The 21,275-nt window shown below is 58.1% G+C and carries 24 protein-coding genes; 9 read left to right on the top strand and 15 right to left on the bottom strand.

The window, feature by feature from the left end:
• Position 1: 1 nt before the first annotated feature.
• A complete protein-coding gene (locus tag QQL54_RS10410; RefSeq protein WP_284390377.1) occupies positions 2-1,975 on the bottom strand; it encodes an alpha/beta hydrolase family protein in 1,974 nt (657 codons plus the stop codon).
• Between the two features lie 98 nt (positions 1,976-2,073).
• On the bottom strand, positions 2,074-3,108 hold the full coding sequence (locus QQL54_RS10405; RefSeq protein ID WP_284390376.1) for a 2'-deoxycytidine 5'-triphosphate deaminase domain-containing protein: 1,035 nt from the start codon (positions 3,106-3,108) through the stop codon (positions 2,074-2,076).
• A gap of 254 nt (positions 3,109-3,362) precedes the next feature.
• Between QQL54_RS10405 and apaG the strand changes: the two genes are divergently transcribed.
• From apaG to fghA, 5 genes are all read left to right on the top strand, one after another.
• Positions 3,363-3,827: a Co2+/Mg2+ efflux protein ApaG gene (gene apaG, locus QQL54_RS10400; protein WP_284390374.1), complete on the top strand. Its 465-nt coding sequence runs from the start codon at positions 3,363-3,365 to the stop codon at positions 3,825-3,827.
• Positions 3,828-3,981: 154 nt separating this feature from the next.
• A complete protein-coding gene (rlmN, locus tag QQL54_RS10395; RefSeq protein WP_284390372.1) occupies positions 3,982-5,148 on the top strand; it encodes a dual-specificity RNA methyltransferase RlmN in 1,167 nt (388 codons plus the stop codon).
• Positions 5,149-5,225: 77 nt separating this feature from the next.
• A complete protein-coding gene (locus QQL54_RS10390; protein WP_284390369.1) occupies positions 5,226-6,335 on the top strand; it encodes an S-(hydroxymethyl)glutathione dehydrogenase/class III alcohol dehydrogenase in 1,110 nt (369 codons plus the stop codon).
• A gap of 12 nt (positions 6,336-6,347) precedes the next feature.
• The gene (locus QQL54_RS10385) at positions 6,348-6,722 is read left to right on the top strand and encodes a VOC family protein (protein ID WP_284390367.1); all 375 of its coding nucleotides are present in this window, start codon (positions 6,348-6,350) and stop codon (positions 6,720-6,722) included.
• 3 nt (positions 6,723-6,725) lie between these two features.
• Complete coding sequence (fghA, locus tag QQL54_RS10380; RefSeq protein ID WP_284390364.1) at positions 6,726-7,553, top strand: S-formylglutathione hydrolase; 828 nt, start codon at positions 6,726-6,728, stop codon at positions 7,551-7,553.
• A gap of 5 nt (positions 7,554-7,558) precedes the next feature.
• On the opposite strand, the gene QQL54_RS10375 is transcribed toward fghA, so the two are convergent.
• From QQL54_RS10375 to QQL54_RS10360, 4 genes are all read right to left on the bottom strand, one after another.
• The gene (locus QQL54_RS10375) at positions 7,559-7,990 is read right to left on the bottom strand and encodes a hypothetical protein (RefSeq protein WP_284390362.1); all 432 of its coding nucleotides are present in this window, start codon (positions 7,988-7,990) and stop codon (positions 7,559-7,561) included.
• 35 nt (positions 7,991-8,025) lie between these two features.
• Positions 8,026-8,781, bottom strand: coding sequence for a hypothetical protein (locus QQL54_RS10370; RefSeq protein WP_284390361.1), 756 nt, complete (start codon positions 8,779-8,781; stop codon positions 8,026-8,028).
• Between the two features lie 56 nt (positions 8,782-8,837).
• Positions 8,838-10,451, bottom strand: a complete 1,614-nt coding sequence (locus QQL54_RS10365; protein WP_284390359.1) for a lysine--tRNA ligase — start codon at positions 10,449-10,451, stop codon at positions 8,838-8,840.
• A 69-nt stretch (positions 10,452-10,520) separates the two neighbouring features.
• The gene (locus tag QQL54_RS10360) at positions 10,521-11,561 is read right to left on the bottom strand and encodes a bifunctional transcriptional activator/DNA repair enzyme AdaA (RefSeq protein ID WP_284390358.1); all 1,041 of its coding nucleotides are present in this window, start codon (positions 11,559-11,561) and stop codon (positions 10,521-10,523) included.
• A 96-nt stretch (positions 11,562-11,657) separates the two neighbouring features.
• On the opposite strand from QQL54_RS10360, the gene QQL54_RS10355 reads away from it, so the two are divergent.
• Complete coding sequence (locus QQL54_RS10355) at positions 11,658-12,287, top strand: ribonuclease D (RefSeq protein ID WP_284390357.1); 630 nt, start codon at positions 11,658-11,660, stop codon at positions 12,285-12,287.
• A 5-nt stretch (positions 12,288-12,292) separates the two neighbouring features.
• On the opposite strand, the gene QQL54_RS10350 is transcribed toward QQL54_RS10355, so the two are convergent.
• On the bottom strand, positions 12,293-12,562 hold the full coding sequence (locus QQL54_RS10350) for a hypothetical protein (RefSeq protein ID WP_284390356.1): 270 nt from the start codon (positions 12,560-12,562) through the stop codon (positions 12,293-12,295).
• Complete coding sequence (locus QQL54_RS10345; protein WP_284390355.1) at positions 12,559-13,839, bottom strand: Y-family DNA polymerase; 1,281 nt, start codon at positions 13,837-13,839, stop codon at positions 12,559-12,561. The genes QQL54_RS10350 and QQL54_RS10345 overlap by 4 nt, the downstream gene beginning before the upstream one ends.
• 246 nt (positions 13,840-14,085) lie before the next feature.
• On the opposite strand from QQL54_RS10345, the gene lptC reads away from it, so the two are divergent.
• Genes lptC through lptB form a run of 3 tightly spaced genes read left to right on the top strand, consistent with a single transcriptional unit; the run spans position 14,086 to position 16,672 of the window.
• Positions 14,086-15,294, top strand: coding sequence for an LPS export ABC transporter periplasmic protein LptC (gene lptC / locus QQL54_RS10340; RefSeq protein WP_284390354.1), 1,209 nt, complete (start codon positions 14,086-14,088; stop codon positions 15,292-15,294).
• Positions 15,295-15,296: 2 nt separating this feature from the next.
• On the top strand, positions 15,297-15,848 hold the full coding sequence (locus tag QQL54_RS10335; protein WP_284390353.1) for an LptA/OstA family protein: 552 nt from the start codon (positions 15,297-15,299) through the stop codon (positions 15,846-15,848).
• A 2-nt stretch (positions 15,849-15,850) separates the two neighbouring features.
• Positions 15,851-16,672: an LPS export ABC transporter ATP-binding protein gene (lptB, locus tag QQL54_RS10330; protein WP_284390352.1), complete on the top strand. Its 822-nt coding sequence runs from the start codon at positions 15,851-15,853 to the stop codon at positions 16,670-16,672.
• A 91-nt stretch (positions 16,673-16,763) separates the two neighbouring features.
• Here the strand turns inward: lptB and gspM are convergent, their stop codons facing one another.
• Genes gspM through gspG form a run of 7 tightly spaced genes read right to left on the bottom strand, consistent with a single transcriptional unit; the run spans position 16,764 to position 21,255 of the window.
• Entirely contained in the window at positions 16,764-17,225 is a 462-nt protein-coding gene (gene gspM / locus QQL54_RS10325; RefSeq protein WP_284390351.1) for a type II secretion system protein GspM, read from the bottom strand.
• On the bottom strand, positions 17,222-18,274 hold the full coding sequence (gene gspL, locus QQL54_RS10320; protein WP_284390350.1) for a type II secretion system protein GspL: 1,053 nt from the start codon (positions 18,272-18,274) through the stop codon (positions 17,222-17,224). The genes gspM and gspL overlap by 4 nt, the downstream gene beginning before the upstream one ends.
• Entirely contained in the window at positions 18,271-19,299 is a 1,029-nt protein-coding gene (gene gspK / locus QQL54_RS10315; RefSeq protein WP_284390349.1) for a type II secretion system minor pseudopilin GspK, read from the bottom strand. The genes gspL and gspK overlap by 4 nt, the downstream gene beginning before the upstream one ends.
• Positions 19,292-19,924 carry a type II secretion system minor pseudopilin GspJ gene (gene gspJ / locus QQL54_RS10310; RefSeq protein ID WP_284390348.1) on the bottom strand — a complete coding sequence of 211 codons (633 nt, stop codon included), beginning with the start codon at positions 19,922-19,924 and terminating at the stop codon, positions 19,292-19,294. The genes gspK and gspJ overlap by 8 nt, the downstream gene beginning before the upstream one ends.
• The gene (locus QQL54_RS10305; RefSeq protein WP_284390347.1) at positions 19,921-20,337 is read right to left on the bottom strand and encodes a type II secretion system protein; all 417 of its coding nucleotides are present in this window, start codon (positions 20,335-20,337) and stop codon (positions 19,921-19,923) included. The genes gspJ and QQL54_RS10305 overlap by 4 nt, the downstream gene beginning before the upstream one ends.
• Complete coding sequence (locus tag QQL54_RS10300) at positions 20,334-20,819, bottom strand: prepilin-type N-terminal cleavage/methylation domain-containing protein (RefSeq protein ID WP_284390346.1); 486 nt, start codon at positions 20,817-20,819, stop codon at positions 20,334-20,336. Before QQL54_RS10300 ends, QQL54_RS10305 begins: the two co-directional genes overlap by 4 nt.
• The gene (gene gspG / locus QQL54_RS10295; protein WP_284390345.1) at positions 20,794-21,255 is read right to left on the bottom strand and encodes a type II secretion system major pseudopilin GspG; all 462 of its coding nucleotides are present in this window, start codon (positions 21,253-21,255) and stop codon (positions 20,794-20,796) included. Before gspG ends, QQL54_RS10300 begins: the two co-directional genes overlap by 26 nt.
• Between the last annotated feature and the right edge of the window lie 20 nt (positions 21,256-21,275).

Below are 21,275 nucleotides of genomic sequence, written 5' to 3'. Positions count from 1 at the left end.
GCTACTTTTTCTCAAACGGGCTTGGGCCGTTGACCCGGCGCAGAAACGCATCGATCCCAATTAGCATAGCCTGTCGATTGGCCTGATTGGACATGTAATGGTCTTCGTCATCAAACGCCATATAGGTGCCGTCGACATCCGCTTTTTCTAATTGGCGCTTCATCGTTTTGAACTGATCAAATTCAACGGCGGAATCGACTTCTCCGTGAGCCATGAAAACGGGAATAGTAATGCTGTCCGCATGGTCGACCGGATTATTCGCCCGCATGAGGGCTTTATCGGCCATCAACGTTCCAAACGTCCGTTCGGCCCTAGCTTCACCATTCCTATATTTTTTGGCGTCCTGAATAGCTTCGGGAATATCGCTGAGCGCAGCAATCGCAATCGAACATTTATAAAGGTCTGGCGTCTTTGCCGCGCCCATCAGAGCGGCGTACCCCCCATAGGACCAGCCCGCGATACAGGTTTTATCTGGGTCAGCATAACCCTTCTCCAACATCCAACGCATGCCGTCCTCGACATCCTCTTGCATCACAACCCAGCTGTCTCGGCCCGCATCGGCAAAGCTTTTCCCATAGCCTTCTGAGCCCCGGAAATTCATCTGCAAGACGGCGTAACCGCGTGTGGCGAAAAACTGCGCCAGATAGTCAAACCGCTTTGAATCGCGTGAATAGGGTCCGCCGTGCGGTAGAATGATGGTCGGCACATTCTTGAACTGGGGTGTATCGTTGATGGTTGGCGGGAGTGTGACAAACGCCGGAATTTTTGCGCCGTCGCGGGCCGTGTAGCGCATGGCGATAACAAGACCCATCTCATCCGAATCCAAGCCCGGTAAATTATTCAGAATGCGGGTGACCTTGCCGCCGCGTTCAAAGAGGAAAAGATTGCCTGGATCGGTGGGCGAGCTGACTCGCAGTAATATTTTGCTGGCATCCTCAGACTGATCCACGAAGGCGACATCAAACCCATCAAACAGGGCCAGCGCTTCCTCATAAGTGCTGTCATAAGCGTCAAAGAGAATCCGTTCGGTGGACTCCGCGACAAAGCTCGCGCCAACAATCTCATTACCATCCTTGGACAGGATCACATTGCCAACATCATACTCGTCATTCTGGTAAATCGTCTCAGCGAACGTCTTATTGACCAAGTCATAGCGGTGCAGCCCGCGCGTATCTTTTCCTCTATAGGCGGACAAGATGAGGCTTTTGCCGCCCTGTGTTACGGCCACTACAGACATGGAGTCTGGATCAATTCCAGGATAATGCTCCGCCCGTTCCCAATCGCCCGTGACCGGGTCTTGGATGGACATGAAGGCTTCTTCTCCTTCCTTGCGATATCCAACGCCAACCCGAGGAACGCCCTCAGCATCTGTTTTCCAGTCATTAACGCCGCGCAGGCGCTTCTTGACGAGCGTATTCTTGCCGGACTTCACATTGACCTTACGCACGTCGGGCCAAGTCTGATCGTCATTCTTGCCCGCAAATTCCATGAGGATGTGGTTCGGGTCATCCTCAAGCCAATCTAAGACGACATTATTAAACTGCCGGATGACGTCGCCGCCGCCTTCAATCAGAATCCTCGCCTTCATAGACCGCGTATCGATTGTGTGCAGAAAGCCGGAATTCAGCGGAATCCCCCGATATATTTGTGATTGCCAGACGGAAATCATGACGCGGTCATTACTGACCCATTTTACATATTGCGGCTTCACCCCGTCTCCGAAACTGACAATACGGGGCTCCAAAGCCTTGCCCGATGTGGCCGCATCCAGATCGACGACATTGAGAAGATATTGCCCCTGACTGTTTTGTAGAATGGCAATCTCTTTTCCATTCGGAGAGATCGCTGCGTCATAAACGGTCGGAAGTTGTCCAAAAAGACTGGGGGACGGCGCTGGCTTCGCGGTGGCGCTCGTCGTTAGGCAAAAGGTCGCGCCTAGAATCGCCCCGACGGCCGAGACCCAAAAAGATTTCATCAAAGACATTGAGGACCTCGGCTAATCGCTTGCGACTTAACGTAGCAATCAGCAAGGGGCTTTGCAATCTTAGAGGTCTTAACCTGGGCTATGCCCGGTCAGTCAGCAAAGTGCTTTGACAAGCGCAAGCCCTGCGCTTGATAGGAGCTGCCATTTGCACCGTAGAGCTCTGTCGGCTGCTCGGCGAGCGCTTCAAAGACCAGATGCGCGACCGGCTGACCATGTGAGAGCAGGAAGGGGACGTCGCGGCCCCGGACTTCAAGCACGGCACGACTACCCAATCCGCCAGCTTCGGCGACACCGAAACCGGGATCAAAAAAGCCTGCATAATGCGCGCGAAACTCACCAATTTCTGTGTCGATCGGCGCCATTTCCGCCGCTTCAGTGACAGGAATTTCGACCGCTTCGCGGCTGGCGAGGATGTAGAATTCTTCCGGCTCTAAGATGAGGCCGCCCCCCTGACCAGATATAGAGGTCAGACGAATGGGCTCCCAATAATCGAGCGCCGAATGTGCGCCGATCCCGCGCAGATCAACCAAACCCGAATGGCGGCGCGCCCGATAGCCGACCGTTTCCAAACCCGGTGACAGATCGACGGATACAGTCTGACGGCGCAGTGGTGCGGGCTTGCCGCGTTTAAACCGAATTTGTGAAACCCGGTCCCCCGTTCGGGCCAAAATCGGGAAGGTCCGTGGGGCAATTTCAAGCCAGAGCGGTCCGCTATAGCCTGCGGGCAACGCATCGAATCGATCTGACGCTTCGCCGATGACGCGGGCAAACACATCGAGCCGCCCCGTCGAACTTTTAGGGTTCGCCAGCGCCGACAGCACGTCCGGCAGGTCGAGGCTTTCCTGCAATTCAACCAGATAGATACAGCCCGTTTCCAGCACTGCGCCTGAATCCAAATCAATTTCGTGCAAGCACAGCGCCTTGATCCCGTCAGCCACGCGCGCTTGGGTTCCCGGCAGAAACGAGGCGCGCATCCGGTAGGCGCGGCGTCCCAAGGTCAGGTCCAATGACGCAGGTTGGAGGGTTTGCGGCAGTGCGTCATGCGCAACCTGACCCCCCTCATCGCCGAGACGGATATGGCCAGCGTCGATCAACGCGGCGATCTGCTGAGACGGCAGGATCATGGGGGGAGCCTATGCGCGCAAGCCGACCCCCTCAAGCGGCGGGACCATTGAAAAGGTGGACGAATTATCAAATTTGCTGCGATATTCGCGTCGCGCCCTCCGCAATGGCCGAGAAGAGCCCGACGGCGCTTACTGCGAAAAGATGGGTTTCAACTCCCTAAAATGGTTGCAAGCCTGTAATCATCGTGGAAGCTTGCAACTGTCTGGTGAGAGGGGATGGGGCGATCCCAACCAGACATGGGAGAGGGGATATTATGGACAAGCCTACAGATCACGGCTCATCCGAAACTGGCACGACGGCGGCCGTTCCGCCCACCATGCCCCCCCTATTCGAACAACGCACCAAAGACATTATTGTCCGGGTTGAACCGGAATATCTGGCCGAGCAAAGCAGCCCGTCTGATAGCCGCTTCATCTGGGCCTACACGGTCGAGATCGACAATCAGTCTGACGATGATCTGCGCGTCACGGGCCGTTACTGGCACATTGCCGATAGTCGCGGCCAAGTTCAGGAAGTACGCGGCCAAGGCGTCATCGGGGAAAAACCCGTCGTGAAGGCCGGCGAGCAGTTTCGCTATACATCCGGCGCGCCTTTATCTGCGCCATCCGGCATGATGAGCGGATCTTACCGCGTCGAGTCTGACAATGGCGACGCTTACGATATCGATATTCCCGTGTTCGTGCTGGACAGCCCTTATGAAGGCACGATGTTCAACTAGCCGCATCGGCCAATTGAAATTGAGCTGTCCCATTTGAGCTATCTCTGGGAGCGACTTTTTGGTGCCCCCGACGAGCGATGCCGCGGAGCCTTCTGCCATACAGTGAGGGAGCGGCTGGTCTTCACCTGCCCCCTCCCCTATATCGCGGCTCACCATGTCCACGACCCTTCTTGATACCACGCCAGCGACATCGCTCGTCGGACGCACAGCGGATGGTCGCGTGCGTCTGCCCGGCCTGTCGCGCGAGGAGATCGCCGCGCATCTGACCGAGATGGGTATAGAGCCGAAAAAAGTTCGCATGCGTGCGAACCAGATGTTCAATTGGATCTATCATTGGGGCGTGACCGAGTTCGATCAGATGACGAACATCGCCAAGGGCGTTCGCGCCGAGCTGGAAGAACGCTTCACGCTAGAGCGTCCCGAAATTGTCGAGCGCCTGATTAGTGAAGACGGAACCCGCAAATATCTAATCCGCATGGCGCCAGGCATCGAAGTTGAAAGCGTCTTCATTCCCGACGTCTCGCGCAGCGGTGCGCTTTGTGTCAGCTCTCAAGTCGGCTGCACACTGACCTGTACCTTCTGCCATACAGGCACGCAGCGTCTGGTCCGCAATCTGACGCCTGCCGAGATCGTGTTGCAGGTTATGATCTGCCGGGATGATCTGGGCGAATGGCCCTCTGCCTTTGAACCGCGAAGCCTCGTCAATATCGTCTTTATGGGTATGGGCGAGCCGCTGTATAATACGGATAATGTGATCAAGGCGATCGACACGATCAGCGATGATCAGGGCATTGCGATTGGCCGCCGCCGCATCACCGTCAGCACATCAGGCGTGGTCCCGGACATTAGCCGCGTCGGCGCGGAGAGTAACACCATGCTGGCGATCAGCCTGCATGCGGCGGATGACGAAACCCGCACAAAGATCATGCCGATCAACAAGAAATATCCGCTGGATGTGTTGCTGCAAGCCTGTCGCGATTATCCGGGGCTGTCCAATGCGCGCCGGATTACGTTTGAATATGTCATGCTCAAAGGCGTGAACGACACGCCGCAACATGCACGCAATTTGATCACCAAGTTGCAAGGCATTCCCGCCAAGGTCAACTTGATCCCGTTCAATCCTTGGCCTGGCAGCCCCTATGTCTGTTCCGATATGGACACGATTGAAGACTTTGCGACGCGGCTGAAAAAAGCCGGACTCGCCGCCCCCGTGCGTAAAACGCGCGGCGAGGATATTATGGCGGCCTGTGGCCAGTTGAAGAGCGAGAGCGAGAAAAAGCGAGCCAGCGCTATCCGGAAAGAGGCGAAGGCCGAAAGCTGAACCATCCTCTCACGAAGGTGAGAGGAAAAGCGTTTTCGGCAATGGCCATTCTCGCCATGCGCCTCTAAACTCACTGTATGAAAACTCGTGCCGCCGTCGCCTTTGCCCCCAAACAACCGCTCGAAATTGTCGAGCTTGACCTCCAGGGGCCGCAACCCGGCGAAGTGCTCGTTGAAATCATGGCGACGGGCGTTTGCCATACCGATGCTTACACGCTGGACGGGTTTGACAGTGAAGGCCTGTTCCCCAGCGTGCTCGGCCATGAAGGGGCGGGTATTGTACGCGAGATCGGCGCGGGCGTAACCAGCGTCGCGGTCGGCGATCATGTCATTCCGCTCTACACGCCCGAATGTCGCCAATGTAAAAGCTGCCTGTCGGGCAAGACCAATCTCTGCACCGCCATCCGCGCCACGCAGGGCAAAGGCTTGATGCCGGACGGCACGTCGCGCTTCTCCTACAAAGGCCAGGCCATCTATCATTATATGGGCTGCTCGACCTTTTCGAACTTCACCGTCCTGCCCGAAATCGCGCTTGCTAAAATTCGTACCGACGCCCCGTTCGACACAAGCTGCTATATTGGCTGTGGCGTCACAACTGGCGTCGGCGCCGTCACGAAAACAGCCAAAGTCCAAGCGGGCGATAGCGTGATTGTCTTCGGCCTCGGCGGGATCGGCCTCAATGTCATTCAGGCCGCGCGCTTGGTCGGGGCCGGACAGATCGTCGGTGTCGATCTCAACGACGACAAAAAAAGCTGGGGCGAGCGCTTCGGCATGACCGACTTCGTCAATCCCAAGACCGTTGACGGCAATCTGGTCGAACACCTCGTCGCGCTAACGGATGGCGGCGCGGATTTCACCTTTGACGCGACCGGCAATACGGACGTGATGCGCGACGCGCTGGAAGCCTGCCATCGCGGCTGGGGCGTGTCGGTCGTGATCGGCGTGGCCGAAGCGGGCAAGGAAATCAGCACGCGACCCTTCCAACTGGTCACAGGCCGGGTCTGGAAAGGCACCGCCTTTGGCGGCGCGAAAGGCCGCACCGATGTGCCGCAAATCGTCGATTGGTATATGAGCGGCAAGATCGAAATCGACCCGATGATCACCCACCGCCTTAAACTCGACGACATCAATAAAGCCTTCGATTTGATGCACGCCGGCGAAAGCATCCGCAGCGTTATCGTTTACTAAAGGAGAGAGACTATGTTCACTCACATTATGGTTGGGGCGAATGACCCCGCGCGATCAATTGCTTTTTATGATGCGGCGTTAGGGGCGCTGGGCATTACCGGGCGCAATATGGGCGACCGCGCTTTTTATAGTTCGCCCGATGGCGGCGCTTTTGGCGTTGGCCATCCAGCCAATGGTGAACCCGCCACCTATGCCAATGGCGGGACCATTGGCTTTAAGGCCGAGACACCGGAACAGGTCGATGCGTTTCACAAGGCTGGCTGTGCCAATGGCGGAGCCTGTGAAGGCGAGCCCGGCCCCCGCTCCGGCGCGCCCGGCAATCCTTACGGCGCTTACTTGCGCGATCCGGACGGTAACAAAATCTGCGCTTTCGTCTCTAGCAGCTAAACCTTGCAGACGATTTCCACCAACCACGTCCGTGGCGGCACCCAAGGCGTTTATTGCCATGACAGTGCCGCCACGGGAACGCCGATGACGTTTTCCGCCTTTGTACCAGATGGCGACGGCCCGTTCCCGGTGCTTTGGTATCTATCGGGTCTGACCTGCACCCATGCCAACGTCACGGAAAAGGGCGAATATCGCGCCACATGCGCCGAACAGGGAATCATCTTTATTGCGCCCGACACGTCGCCGCGCGGGGACGATGTGCCGGATGATGACGCCTATGATTTTGGTCAGGGGGCGGGCTTTTATGTCGATGCGACGGAAGCGCCCTTCGCCCAACATTATCAGATGCGCAGCTATATAGAGACCGAGTTGCCAGCGTTGATCGCAGCGCAATTTCCCGTCGACATGTCGCGGCAAGGTATCACCGGTCATTCCATGGGTGGTCACGGCGCGTTGACCATCGGGCTGCGCAACCCGGATCGGTTCAAATCGATCTCTGCCTTTGCGCCGATCTGTCATCCAATCGATTGCCCGTGGGGCGAGAAAGCGTTGGGCGGCTATCTCGGCAAGGACCGGAACGCATGGCGAGACTATGACGCGGTGGCCTTGATCCAAGATGGCGCGCGGGTTGACGCGCTGCGGGTCGATCAGGGCGAGGCGGATCAGTTTTTGGACGAACAGTTAAAGCCGGATGCCTTACGCGCCGCTTGCGCGGAGGCTGGAATTGATCTGAGCTTGGGTCTGCACCCCAGCTACGACCATAGCTATTATTTCATTTCGAGCTTCATGGCTGATCATGTGCGTTGGCACGCGGAACGGCTGAAATCATAGCGCGCTTAGTGGGTCGCGCTGGCCCGCCGCACACTTTCAATGATGGTTTCATGTTCCATCCGTTCGATCTCAGTCGGGAGCGTGCGCGGATAACCCTTGGCCGCGAGACTCAGTGAAAGGGTCAGCCCGTGCAGATAAAACCACCACTCAATCTGGGTGCGATCAAGATCATAAGCCCCGTAGCGCATGCCCGGAATGCCGTTGCGGTTGAACGGCTCCGCGCGAAGACCCGTCTTATCTGACGCCATCCGGCTGAGTTCCGACAGGTCTCGACTCGCGCTCAGATGCGCGGTCATTTCATAGCGCTCGAGCGACAACACCCACCGCGTTGTCACGCGGCTATTTGGAAAGAGCGGGTTGGGCGGAGAGGTGTAAGCCTCGACCGTGGCGTGATCAGGTAAATCAAGACAGAACCAGGCGAATTCGACGGTGTACATGCCAGCTCTATATCATAGATTCTGACGGTGTGGAGCTAGGCTGGCTCTTCGGTATTGAGCAGGCCTTTTGATCGGGCTTTCAGAGCGTCGGGGTCATCAATGACCGCTAACAAGCTGAGCATACGCGTCTGTGTTTCGGCTTCTGTCGCGCCGTCCGGCTCCGTCGCCTCAATCTGCAAAAGAAGCGCGCGCGCCCGTGGCAGGAGCGCCGGATCATCCATCACGATCAGCGAAAATGCGTAATTGCCCATGACCACTATGTCGTCGGGCCGGGCCAGAATGGCGGCGTCATAATGCGCCAGACCTTCACTAAGCGAGGCGCCAAATTTGCCGTCGCCCGCCCCCCGGACAATGCCGAGATGCCAAGCGCCATAAAGCGCGTCCGCACGCGGGTCACCCGGCGCGGCTGCCTCAAACTCTTCAATCGCCGTGCGCGTTTTCCCGACCAAACCCTTCATGACAATCGCGAACGGCGAACTGCTTCGCGTGCGAAAACCCGTATGCAGGGCGCGCATAAATTTAGCGTCGATATTGTCGGGATCACGGTCGAGTGCATCGTCCGCCAGTTTGATGGCGTCCTTGGCGTGGTCCTTAGCGTCATCGACCCGCATCAGCATGATCTCGGCGGCCATCACTTCGGCGGCAATATTGAGCCCGGCGACCGTATCCTCAGCCAGAGCTGATGCGCGCGCCTGCTCATACTGGCCATCATATAAGAGCGCCCGCGCCACGTCAGACGCGTGTGCGGGCCATGCGAGTAGTAGGAGTATGAGGGCGAAGAGGGCTTTCATCCCCACCGCCTTAGCACAAAACTATGAATGGCGTGTGAGAGTGCAGCTGTGATCGACTAGCTCAGCCGTGCCTCAATCATGTCGGCGGTTTCTTCCGGGCCATAGATCGCCACAAACGAACCAAAACGCGGGCCTTGGCTTTGACCCATCGTGACTTCGTAAATGCCTTTGAACCAGTCGCGCAGATTGTCGAAATCATGATCTTTGCCAACCGAGAAGGTGATCGTTTGCAAGGCTTCACCGTCTTTCGCTTCCGTTTCTGGAACCGCGCGTAACCGTCCGGCTAGGTCGGCGAGCGCGGCACGCTCCTGATCCGTCGGGTCGCGATAGTCTTTCGTCGGGGCGACGAAATCACGGTAGTAGCGCACGGCATAATCGCAGAGACGGTCCAGTTCTGGATTATCCTCTGGCGTGGCATCCGGCGCATAGCGCGTGATGAACCCCCACAGAATATCCTTGGACGACGCATTAGCCGCGCTCACCAGATTGAGCAGCAACTGATAGGTCAGCGGCGGAATATAGCTCGGCGGCTTGCCGGAATGAATGTGCCAGACCGGATTGTTAAGCTGGGCCTTTTCGTCCTGTCCCGCATAGGCGGCGAGATGCTGGTAATATTCGTCGACCATCTTCGGGATGACATCGAAATAGAGCTTCTTCGCAACCCGCGGACGGATGAATTGGAACAGTGAAAGCGACTCTGCCGGCGCGTAGGTGAGCCAGTCTTCGACCGAAATACCATTGCCCTTAGTCTTGGAAATCTTCTCGCCTTTCTCGTCGAGAAACAATTCATAGACATATTGGACGGGCGCTTCGCCGCCGAGAATTCGGCAGATTTTGGAATAGATCGGCGCATTGTCCTGATGGTCTTTGCCGAACATTTCGAAATCCACGCCAAGCGCGGCCCAGCGCATGCCGAAATCAGGCTTCCACTGCAGCTTAGCATTCCCGCCCGTGACCGGAATCGTAACCTCAGTCCCGCCTTCATCATCAAAGGTAATCGTTCCTGCTTTCGCATCCACGGATTTCATCGGCACATAGAGTACCCGGCCCGTGGTCGGGCTGATCGGTAGGAATGGTGAATAGGTCGCGCGGCGTTCTTCGCCCAGCGTTGGCAGCATCACAGCCTGAATGTCATCGAACTTTTCCAGCGCGCGCAGCAGATAGGCATCATAGGCGCCGCTTTTGTAAAGCGCGGTCGCGCTGCGGAAATCATAGTCAAAGCCAAACCCGTCCAAAAACGCCTTCAGCCTTGAATTCATATGCGCGCCATAGGACTCGTGCGTTCCGAACGGGTCCGGCACGTCGGTCAGCGGCTTCTGCATGTGGTCTTCAAGCATGGTCGCGTCTGGCACGGTCGACGGGATTTTGCGCATCCCGTCCATATCGTCTGACACGCAAAGAATGGTCGTCGGGATCTGTCCACCTGTGATGGTTTTGAACGCATGACGCACCATGCTGGTCCGCACCACTTCGCCAAAGGTGCCAATATGCGGCAGACCTGACGGGCCGTAGCCCGTTTCAAACACGACCGGGCCGTCACGCTTAATCCCGCGCTTCCCTTCAATGAACAGCCGTTTGAGGATGTTACGCGCTTCCTCGAACGGCCAAGCCTTGGCTTTGGCATGTTCGGGATCAAGATCTTTAAGGTCGATATTTTTCGGGTCGATCATGGCCGGGCAGATAGGGGCTGCGACAGCGAAAGTATAGCGGCGGGTTCGGTTCGTGTGTCTCTCAACTCATCAAATCAGATGTGCGCGTTCTAAAGCCAGCAAACGTGCCTTCCGGTCAATGCCGCCCGCATAACCGCCGAGCCCACCATCAGAGGCGATGACCCGGTGGCAGGGAATGACGATAGCAAGGCCATTTGCCCCATTAGCCGAGGCGACGGCGCGGACCGCTTTGTCATTACCAATGGCCACGGCGAGGTCAGCATAACTCCAGGTTTCGCCGTATGGGATAGTGCGCAACTGATCCCAGACGCCGCTTTGAAACTCTGTCCCAGCGGTTTCGATCACGACTGAGAAGTTCCGACGGACGCCTGCGAAATACTCCTCCATTTCGCGGCGGATCGTCTGCGTCACGGCCGTCTGTCCGGGCACGATGGCGCGACCATGAATGCGGCGCAGCCGCTCAAACTGACGCGGGAGTTTCACGCGGTCGACAAATTCAATCAAATAAAGCGCGCGCTCATCGGCCACGACAATCATGCGCCCGCCGCCATTTTCAACGGGCATATCGAGCCAATCGACAAAGAGCGGATCAGCCGTTCCTTTTGCGGGAGCTTGACCAAATGTCTTGGCATAGGCGCTGCGGAAACCTGACGGGCTGTCAAACCCAGCCTCCAACTGCGCCTCAATCACACTCGCGCCGTCGGCCATTGCTTTGGCCGCAAGCCCTAAGCGCCGGAGCCGCGCATAATCGGCCACACTCATGCCGAGCCGGTCCTTAAACCGCCGCCTTGCCGTGGAGGGATCAATGCCGGCTGCGCGCAATGCGGTTTCATCGACGCGCCCATCCTCACTGTCTTCGACTAATGCGATGACGGCGCGCACCAGCGCATGATCTTCGCCTGCCGGATGGCAGCGTTTGCAAGCCCGATAGCCCGCGCGGAGAGCCGCCTCCGCGCCATCGAAAAACTCGCAATTTTCGAACTTTGGCGCGCGGGCTGGGCAGCCCGTCCGGCAGAAAACGCCTGTTGTGCGCACGCCGATAATCGCACCCGGAACATCTGTTCGCGATAGGAAGGCCTGATAGATTTCTGGCTCGGACAGCATCAACATAAGGTTCTCTAACATGCCACCGGGCTGCGGACCGCCGAAAATCGGGCATTGCCAAAATTGGTTGTTAGAAAAGGTGCAAAACGATAGGCCGCGCGGATGACAATACACCTGCATAAACACGACCTCCCCAACGGCATTGATTTTGGACGCGCTGTCGCCATTGATACAGAGACCCAAGGGCTCTCGCTCGTGCGGGACAAGCTTTGCCTTGTGCAGCTTTCCGCTGGCGATGGCGACGCCCACATCGTGCAGATGGACCGCGATAAATATGACGCGCCGAACCTGAAGGCACTGATGCTAAATGAGGACGTCACCAAGCTGTTCCATTTTGCCCGCTTCGATGTGGCGATCATGCAGCGCGACCTCGGTGTCGATACAATGGGTATTTTCTGCACGAAAATCGCCTCGGGCCTGGTGCGGACCTATACAGATCGTCACGGCCTCAAGGATCTCACCCGCGAACTGCTCGGCGTGGATCTCTCCAAACAGCAGCAAAGCTCTGATTGGGCCGCCGATGAGCTAACCCAAGCACAGATGAATTATGCCGCGTCCGACGTGCTCTATTTGCACCAGCTTCGCACGATCCTCACGGCCCGCTTGGTTCGTGAAGACCGACTCGAGGTGGCACAAAGCTGCTTTGATTTCCTCAACACACGCTGCCGTCTGGATCGGATGGGTTGGGACGAAGTCGATATTTTCTCCCACCGTCTACGCCGCGCCGACTAACGACCCTACGCGATGCCCGCCTGAAAGGCGTGCGTCTCCTCATCGCTACACAGCAATAGGCGCATCGGCCCGCTGCACCCGCCTGTCTTTCCCTTCAGCGCGGTGCGGCGACAGCGGGCGCGGCGTTCCAGCTCATCCAGATAAAGATGACCATATTGGTCGATCAACGGATCACCCGGATAGACTTTCGTGACATGGCCGCAGCCACCGCAAATCATCTCGATCCGCTCTGGCGGACTGAGGTCTGACATTTGTAGCGTTGACTTCCAACTCACCAGAAATCCTCCGCTTGCGGGACTCGGGTAAAGGCGATCTTGCCGCCCGCATTGCCGCCCGGCGGCGGCGACCACGGCCCGACCGTGATCAGGGATCGATTGGCGGCGGCGTTCAACTGATCGATCGTACGGGTGACGTGCTCCCATCGCTGACGCTCCGGATCCTCCGTCGCCCAGAGATCAAGCTGACGGCCGCCGATCGGCACCAGCCCTGAAAAACTAATCATGACATGGGCGATATTGACGAAGGGCAACTGCTCCAACTTGGCCGCGAGCGGTTGCCAGATCCGGTCCAGCGCCTTCAGGCAAGTGCGGTCGTCATTGGCGCTATGCAGCTCCGTGGCATCCGCCCAGCGTCGCGGCTCTTCCCCCGGACGGGCGCGGATCTTGAGGCTGACATAGAGCGTGTTGGCGTAGAAATTCTCGCGCCGCAGCCGCCGCGCAGCTTTGGTCAGCAACATGCGCGCGCAGCCATAGGGTTCGCTTAAGCCTCGCCATTTGGCAGGCAAAACCCGGCCATGCCCAATCATGCCGCGCTTGGATTTCTGCGTAATGACCTCATGGCCCTGCATCGCGTACCAGAACCGTTCCCCGGCGACGCTGCCCCAGATTTTACGCAGCTGCTTCGGCCCGGTCGCCAGCAAGCCCGCCATGTCGGTGATGCCGTTTTGTTCAAGCCGCGCCGTCATGCCTTTGCCGATCCCCGGAACCCCGCCGAGCGGAATGTGGAGCAGGGCGTCCGGCAGATCTTCGGGCCGCCAGACGGTCGCCCCGTTCGGCTTATCTTCCTTACAGGCGATTTTGGCGAGGTGTCCGTTCGGCGCAAAACCGATTGAGGCGGTGACATAGGGCCCGATCCCCTCGGCCAAGGCCCGCTTAATCCGCACGGCGGTGCCAAGCGGGTCGTCAATGTTTTGTGGCCTAAGCTCACATGACAACTCATCAATCGACATGACCTTAGCAATCGGCAGCACCGTTTTGATCGACGCCTGCGCGCCGTGATGCACTTCGCGGTAAAAGGCCGGGTCTTGCGGGACGAACGCCATATCAGGGCAGATTTTCAGCGCGTCCCGACGGCTGACCACACTGCGTAGCCCCGCCTTCTTCGCTTCCCGAGACGCGGCAATCACCCCGCCACTGCCCATCCCGTCATTACCGGTCGTTGGCGTGATCCCAACAGGCCGGCCGCGCAGCTCCGGACGGCGCTGCTGTTCGCAGCTCGCAAAGAAGCTGTCGAAGTCGAGATAGAGATGTTCAATCGTATCGGGCTTGCGCACAGCAATAGAGTCCGTCTTTAGGGTCGGTCAGCCGCCCACGCGCCGGGCCCAATCCGGGCTGCGCAGACAAGTCAGTCCAGCGAGATCGGATTAGAACATAAAGTGAACAGAAAAGAAAAGGACTCTTTTCCTATTTATGTGCCCGTCCTTGTGGACGGGACTCGCAGGCCCGCCCCTTACAAACCCCTCATCCGCGCACACCAACACTACCCAAAGTGATCACAGGTCTTTATAGGCACGCGCGAGATGGCTGATCTGTCCTTACAACCTGCTTTGCCAATACGGTCCCATGCTGCGAGCGACGCGCTGGGCCTATGGGAGCCAAAGCGCACCCTGACTTTAGAAGCGGCGCGCAAGCACACGCAGAGGATCGCGCTGCTGCGTAAAACGCTGATCGGCATTTCTGTCGCCCTGATTGCGCTGCTGGTGTTTTACTTTGCGACCCAGAGCAGCGAAGTGGTGATCGCGGATGATCCAGACACATCCGTGCGCATGATCAATCCGCGCTATAGTGGCCGAACCTCAGACGGGCTGCCCTTCTACCTCACATCCGATACGGCGACGCGCCAGCTTGAAGACCGCAATGAGGTCGCACTGATCAAACCCGTTCTGGAATTCATCCGCGCGGACGGGGCGGCCAGTTCCTTCGTTGAGGCGGATGGCGGCAGCTATGACGACATCAACAAAATCCTCGATCTGAGAACCGATACGAGCTTGGCCGACGATATCCGGCAGAATGTTATTCTGGAAACGGATGATGGCTATCGTTGCGTCACGACCCATGCCCGCATCTTTGCGCGTGACAAACGCATTACCGGGGAAGAACCGATCCGTTGCGCGGGCAATTTCGGGACGGTCAATGGGACCACCTACGAAATCTTGGATAATTACCGCACCTACGTCTTTAAGGACGGCATGGACGGGATCATTAATCGCGACAGCGACAATCCCGCCGGATTGCGCGGATCACTAGAGACGGATGCGACCCAAGCGCGGCCGATTTTCGGCTTTGACGGCGACGGCCCGATCAATGTGAAGGCGCAGCAGGCGACCTATTATGGCGGCACCACGGATCTGGTTGGCGATGTCGTCGTGGTTCAAGACGGATCAACTATCTATTCCGACGAAATGAAAATTCTGCGCGACAGAGCCGTGAATGCGTCCCCTGGATCGCTTCGCCTCGGCGCGGTCCGCGAAATTATCGGCACGGGTAGCTTCCGCTATGTGTCCGAAGAGAACGATGTGCGCGGCGATCGCGGCGTTTATGAGCGGGATCAATCCCGCGTCACCGTCACAGGTGACGTCACGGTCGTGCAACCCGGCGGCAACACGGTCTCGACCGACCGCCTCGTCTATGACACAGTGACTGAGACAATCCGTTTTTCCGGCCAGTGCCAAGGCCGGGCCTGCGACAATAACGGGCGCGTCACGATAACTCTCGAAGGTCAGGACTGACTATGAAATCCGTCTTTTACTTTATAGCGGGCCTTTTCGCCGCATTGGCATTTGCCAGCTCAGCTTTGGCGCAGTTTGCGGGCTCCTCCGGCGGCAATATCGAACTTTACGCTGATGACGCTGTGTCGTCCAAAGGCGTCACGACGCTGACCGGACAAGTCGATGCCCGCCAAGGCGAGGTCCGAATTCTGGCGGATCAGATGGTGATTTACAGTAAGGCCGCCGACAATGCGGGGCCGACCGTCGGCACGGTCGCGGGCGATATTGAACGGATCGTCGCCACCGGGAATTTTTATTACATCACGCCCGAGCAGGAAGTGCGCGGCAATATGGGCGTCTATATGGCCTCAAGCGACACGTTTGAAGTCACAGGCGATGTTGTTTTGGTGCAAGATGACAGCATCGTTCGAGGCAAGCGGCTAATCTATGAGCTTAGTTCACAAAAAGCGCGCGTCGTTTCCGACTGTAAGGGTCGTCAATGTGGGCGTCAGGGCCGGGTCGCGATCCTGATCAAGAACACGCCGGATGCAAATGCTGCTGCGAGCAATAGCTAGGCATGGCTGAGACGCTTGATAGCCAAACGGTGGACGATCCTATTGCGGGCGAAGAGCAGCCTGCCGGTGGATCTGGCAACGCGCCCGAAATCATTACGCCGCCGGCCACAGGACTGGCCGCGAATAATATCGGCAAAGCTTATCGCGGGCGGGTTGTCGTCAAAGACATTACCCTGACGGTTCAACGCGGCGAAGTCGTCGCGCTGATGGGACCGAACGGCGCGGGTAAAACGACCAGTTTCTACATGATTATGGGCCTTATCGAAGCGGATCGCGGGTCAATCACGCTGGACGGTCAGGATATTACGGGTCTGCCCATGTATCAGCGCGCACGCCTCGGCGTAGGCTATTTGCCGCAAGAACAAAGTATCTTCCGCGGGCTGTCGGTCGAGGAAAATATCAAGGCAGTGGTTCAGCTCACAGAAAAAGATCGCAGTAAGTGGGACGATAATGTCGACGCGCTGCTCGATGAACTCAACATCGGTCACATCCGAAAATCGCCCGCTTTGGCGCTGTCAGGCGGGGAACGCCGCCGCGTCGAGATCGCGCGCGCGCTCGCCAGCCGTCCGTCTTTCATCCTGCTCGATGAACCCTTTACCGGGATCGACCCGATCGCCATTGCCGATATTTCCGAGCTGGTGCTCTATCTGAAACAGCGCGGCATTGGCATCCTGATCACCGATCACCGCGTCCGCGAAACGCTCGACATTGTCGACCGCGCCTCAATCCTGTTCCAGGGCGAGGCCTTATTTGAAGGCACGCCCGAAGAAATCCGCGCCAACAAAGATGTGCGCCGCGTTTATCTGGGTGAGAAATACGCGTAACGTGAGAATCAGTCTGGTGGACCGACTTGCCGTCACGCCGCGTTGAGCCGGATTTATCCGGAGCGCAGCGGGTACTTAAGCTTCCAACCCATCACCGAACGGTAAACTGCGCACTTAGCCGCCCGTTTGCATCTACGCTCACCACGGCGCGGTCCATCGTCACGGCATAGTCGCTCAGTAAATCGTCGAACACACCGTAGAGGCTGGCCGTCTGCGCATCATCGATCCAGACCGCAAACGACCCGTCATCGCCGGGCTGCACCCGTGTCAGCTTGACCCCGTGGGTGCCCGACACATTGATCAGAACGGAGCGGTCAAACGGCGCGCGAGCTCCGGTCCCCGCCGCCCCTAAAGTCGGCGCGATACGCGAGACGATGGCCAGTTCCGACTTAGCCCGATCCAGATCCGTTTGAGCGTTGGCCCGGACCGATTGCACCGGTAAGATTAAGGCAAAGACGAGCAGGAAAACCATCAAGATAAGGCCGAGCCCCATCAGCAAGAATCGCTCACGGGGTTCGCGTCCGTCCCACCAGCCGGTCAGCGCGGTGATCATTGGGCCCCTCCCAAGCTAATCGCCGCATCGCCGATGAAGCGTCCGCCTTGTTCACGCACGCCGCCAGTTGTGAAGACGGCGCCCGATGCGGCAACCGTCTGTTCGAGCGCGCTCGGCGCGCCAAATCCCGGATAGACCAGTCGCAAGCGTAAACTGTTCTCGCGCGCCTCAAAGGATAGCTGCTCGACCACAATATCCGGATGATTGGACAGGGCGGCAAACAGCGTGTTGGACAACGCTAAAAACGCCGCCGGGTCCGTGTCCGTGGGTCCGACGCTACGCGCGATCCGCGCGAGATTTTCCGGGGCGGGTTGTCCCGTCGCTTGAGTGTAAAGCGTGCGTGCCTGATTTCTCAGCGTGTCTGCCTGAGCGGCTGTGGCGCGCGCCTCCGCGAAGGAAAGGCCAAATCCCAAGAGCCCGCAGACCAGCGCGACAGCGGCCACGCGCGCCCAAGGCCCCGCCTGAATTTGGGTCCGGCGACGGTAGGTCCCACTGCGCAGATCAAGCGCATCCCCACTGTCGAGCCGGTTAAATATGGCGCGCGCAAGCGTATCGTCATCTAGAACAGTGACAGGCGCATCCGCCCAATCGGCATCTACGGTCATACCTTGCGGCCCGGGTGTCACGACGCGGCCCAGCACTCTCACATCGTCGCCCGCAAGATCGCTCAGCGCATCGAAATCTGCCAGAAGCGTATGCGGATTAAACCGTCCCAACACGGCATCCATCGTATCTGTGCTTACCATCAAGGTCGGCGCGGGATCGCCCGATCCAACCACGATGTGCAGAGCTGACAGATCGGTCGCGATCCGGTCTTCATGGGCAAAACGCGCAATATTGAGCCGCTCAGCGCCTTTGATATTGTCCGGTAGATCGGTGAGAAAGGATCGCACACGCTGGCCCGGCAGGACCATCGCATATGGGCTGGATAGCAATGGCGCGAGTGCATCAATATCGCCGCGCGACGCCTCGATTGAGCCGCGCGAGCGCCGCGCCAGCAAAGCCTCATGGCCGTCACTCTCTGGCAGGATCAGGACACTGTCGATCACTGTTCCGTCTCCTCCGCAATTAAACGTGCCCAGGCCAATGACGGAAATTCGCCGCTGCCCCACACCCGGTATGTGAGTTTCGGACGCCTACTGTCTAGCCCTTCATAGGCCAGAAGCTGCGCACGCTGCACCGGTCCAAACCGGATAATCGCTTCAACCACAATCCGCTGCGGACCAAAGACAATACCGTCAAATTGCGCCGCCGAATTGTCGAAATCCTGCAAGATCGGCGATGCCAGCAAAGTCTCGGATGAGCCGTAACCGCCCGAGGGTCGTTGCTCAATAAGCTCAAGCGCGACCCGCTCTGCGTCGAGCCCACCGCCAAGAATCGCAGCGAGGACGGGCGCATGACCCGAGTTGGCGGTCTCGATGTTGAATTGTGTGGGAGCGCCGGTCTCACCGATGCAAAGATGCGGCAAGAGACGCTGAAATAGCACCTCATCCATACCGTCAACGGCCCGTAACTCGCTGACAGACACCATCGGGACATTGGCGGTGCGGTGCGGTTGAGCTCTCGACATATAAATCCCGTCTTCCGCGCCACCGGGCAAAGCTTGCGAATCTGCATCAACCCAATCAACACTCGCCGCGGCTATTCTCCCCGCCGTTCCCGGATCAATGCCGAGCGCGCCCATCAGCGCTTCGAACCGCAGTCGCGCCGTGTCCGACCCCAGCCCGGATGTATCCGATAAGGCGCTGAGCCGGAAACAATGGGTGCCGTCGCTGACAACTAGGGTCATCGATCCATTTTCGAAGGGCAGGATAATGGGTTCTGGCTCAGCGAGACGGGCGTTGAGCGTCGCAGGTTCCTCACCCGCGACGCTTTCAATCTGTGAGGCGGTAAACTCTCGCGCTCCTTGAGCATAGAGGTCCACTTGCGCCTGAGCGTCCAATGTCCCGCTCCGAGTCACAGAGGTTCGCAGCGTTGTCAGCAAAGCCAATGCAACCGCACTCATCAAACTGAGTACAAGCAGTGTACTCAGTAGAACGGTTCCGTCCTCGCGCATATTGAGGGGTCTACGCATCGGGCGATCCGAAGACATGGCGCGTCGTCGTCCCGTCCGCGTGGATGAGTGTGATCGATACCGCCTTCACACCCAATGTTTGGTCTGCCGTATAATCGCGCCGCACCTGTTCGAGGAGGCTGGCAATGTTATTGATCGGTTGGCTAATCGCTTCCACCAGAATCGATTCAACACCGTCCAGAACAACCCTGTCGATAGGCGGTTCGACAAAAGCTGGGTTTTCGTGCGGTAAGAAGGCCCGGATGAGCTGACCACTCTCGACCCGCCACGACACGCGCAACAAATCACCGCGTGCAAAGACGCCATCAGGATTCGGGCGACCCCGGCGCGTGAGCGTAAACCCATCCGTCTGAGCCGCCTCGCGGGTTCGGTCGATAAACCCGCCCAACCCGTCGCGATTCTTGCGGTATATCATCTCCGCGAAATCTTCGGCCATGAGCCGGCGTGCCGCGGACAGTTGCTCAATCTCCTCCAATCGCGTTTCCGCCGCTTCGCGCGCATCCAATGTGGTCGACAAGGCGATCAGAGCGCCGACGCTAATTAGGGAGAAGATGAACATTGAGACGAGGACTTCAACCAAGGTGAAGCCGGCGGCGCAATCAGCGTTTGTCTTTACTCCGATCATTCTGACGTCTCGCCATTATCTTGATCGGGCGGGGGGGCGATTACGGACTGAACATAGCGAAAGGCCCGACGCTCGGACACAATGCGGTCCTGGTCACGCTCGGTCACGCGAACCGCGATTTCGTAAAACCCTGTCTGGTCCGTCGCGGAGGTTTCCACGACCACATCAAATGCCATGCCGCCGGAATCGACCTGGCTGCGCTCAGTTCCAAGATCTAATGGCGCGATCCGGGTCAGCACGACTGCATTGTCGGCGACGAACCCCGCATGCGTGCGAAGTTGCAACGTGGCCGTACCCGACACGGCCAAGGTCGCCGCGCGGTTAAGTCCGACAATAGCGAGGCTGAAAATGGCGAGGCTGACCAGCACCTCGACCAGCGTGAATCCGTCTTGTTTTCGAGTCTGTCGGATCATCGGTCAACCGTGCGAACGATTTGACCGCGTGCATCGGCGCTCAACTCATAGCGCGCATCACGCGCACTGAGCGTGAATGTGAAATCCGGCACTACGCCATAGGGCTCGAACAATAAAATTGGCTCTGATGTTTCAGGGATGTCTAGGCGCTGACCATCGCGCTCTAGGCTCAATCGGGCATCGTCGGGCCAAGACAGGTCCGCGCTGCGCACCCACTGCGTCCCGTCATGCCGGAACAGGCTCAGCGTCTCAGCATCAAGACCAAGGGCGCGCATTTCACCCGCCACCGCGCCGTCACCTAGAAACCGCGTTAGCTGCGCCGCCATGGCTTCCGTGGTGCGGTCAGTCTGAGAGCGCGGTTGCGGCAGATTCAGCACGACCGCGCCGACCATGAGAGATAGGATCGCGAGGACCGCCAGCAATTCGACGAGGCTGAAACCCTCATCGCGATAGGTTTTACTGCCAGTTGCCAATGTCAGCATCGGCGCCCTCGCCGCCTTCCTGTCCATCCGCGCCATAGCTCAGAATATCGAAGGCTCCGAATTCACCGGGGTTACGATAGACATAAGCATTGCCCCACGGGTCATCGCGCAACCGTTGCACATAGCCTTCTGCTGGATATTTCGCCGCGTTTAAACCAGCGGGCGCTTCAACGAGCGCTTGCAGCCCTTCCTGTTCCGTCGGGAAACGGAAATGATCTAATCGGAAGAACTCCATCGCCGTTTCATATGAAGCGATATCGGCGCGCGCCTTGGTAATTGATGCATCGCCCAGTCGCGGCAGCACCGCCAACACGACGCCTGTCGCCAGCAAACCGATAATGGCCATCGTGACCAACACTTCAGTTAGAGTAAATCCATCTTCTGCCGATCTATTTCGGGGCTGCCGGTTTCTTGAATGTTCGGTCGGTTGTTTCACGTGAAACACTCCTAAAAGTT

Source organism: Algimonas ampicilliniresistens (assembly GCF_030159955.1).
Taxonomy (GTDB): Bacteria; Pseudomonadota; Alphaproteobacteria; order Caulobacterales; family Maricaulaceae; genus Litorimonas; species Litorimonas ampicilliniresistens.
Note: the sequence above shows the minus strand (reverse complement) of the source record. Positions and strands in the feature narration are given on the sequence as shown.

Bases quoted from the DNA above. Each gene is read 5' to 3' on its own strand.
- gspK (WP_284390349.1), bottom strand. From the start codon at position 19,299: ATGCGTAGACCCCTCAATATGCGCGAGGACGGAACCGTTCTACTGAGT.
- QQL54_RS10375 (WP_284390362.1), bottom strand. From the start codon at position 7,990: ATGTACACCGTCGAATTCGCCTGGTTCTGTCTTGATTTACCTGATCAC.
- gspM (WP_284390351.1), bottom strand. From the start codon at position 17,225: ATGATCACCGCGCTGACCGGCTGGTGGGACGGACGCGAACCCCGTGAG.
- QQL54_RS10305 (WP_284390347.1), bottom strand. From the start codon at position 20,337: ATGATCCGACAGACTCGAAAACAAGACGGATTCACGCTGGTCGAGGTG.
- QQL54_RS10385 (WP_284390367.1), top strand. From the start codon at position 6,348: ATGTTCACTCACATTATGGTTGGGGCGAATGACCCCGCGCGATCAATT.
- gspJ (WP_284390348.1), bottom strand. From the start codon at position 19,924: ATGATCGGAGTAAAGACAAACGCTGATTGCGCCGCCGGCTTCACCTTG.
- lptC (WP_284390354.1), top strand. From the start codon at position 14,086: ATGGCTGATCTGTCCTTACAACCTGCTTTGCCAATACGGTCCCATGCT.
- QQL54_RS10300 (WP_284390346.1), bottom strand. From the start codon at position 20,819: ATGCTGACATTGGCAACTGGCAGTAAAACCTATCGCGATGAGGGTTTC.
- QQL54_RS10355 (WP_284390357.1), top strand. From the start codon at position 11,658: ATGACAATACACCTGCATAAACACGACCTCCCCAACGGCATTGATTTT.
- QQL54_RS10405 (WP_284390376.1), bottom strand. From the start codon at position 3,108: ATGATCCTGCCGTCTCAGCAGATCGCCGCGTTGATCGACGCTGGCCAT.
- QQL54_RS10360 (WP_284390358.1), bottom strand. From the start codon at position 11,561: ATGTTGATGCTGTCCGAGCCAGAAATCTATCAGGCCTTCCTATCGCGA.
- QQL54_RS10410 (WP_284390377.1), bottom strand. From the start codon at position 1,975: ATGAAATCTTTTTGGGTCTCGGCCGTCGGGGCGATTCTAGGCGCGACC.
- QQL54_RS10390 (WP_284390369.1), top strand. From the start codon at position 5,226: ATGAAAACTCGTGCCGCCGTCGCCTTTGCCCCCAAACAACCGCTCGAA.
- apaG (WP_284390374.1), top strand. From the start codon at position 3,363: ATGGACAAGCCTACAGATCACGGCTCATCCGAAACTGGCACGACGGCG.
- QQL54_RS10370 (WP_284390361.1), bottom strand. From the start codon at position 8,781: ATGAAAGCCCTCTTCGCCCTCATACTCCTACTACTCGCATGGCCCGCA.
- QQL54_RS10365 (WP_284390359.1), bottom strand. From the start codon at position 10,451: ATGATCGACCCGAAAAATATCGACCTTAAAGATCTTGATCCCGAACAT.
- QQL54_RS10335 (WP_284390353.1), top strand. From the start codon at position 15,297: ATGAAATCCGTCTTTTACTTTATAGCGGGCCTTTTCGCCGCATTGGCA.
- lptB (WP_284390352.1), top strand. From the start codon at position 15,851: ATGGCTGAGACGCTTGATAGCCAAACGGTGGACGATCCTATTGCGGGC.
- rlmN (WP_284390372.1), top strand. From the start codon at position 3,982: ATGTCCACGACCCTTCTTGATACCACGCCAGCGACATCGCTCGTCGGA.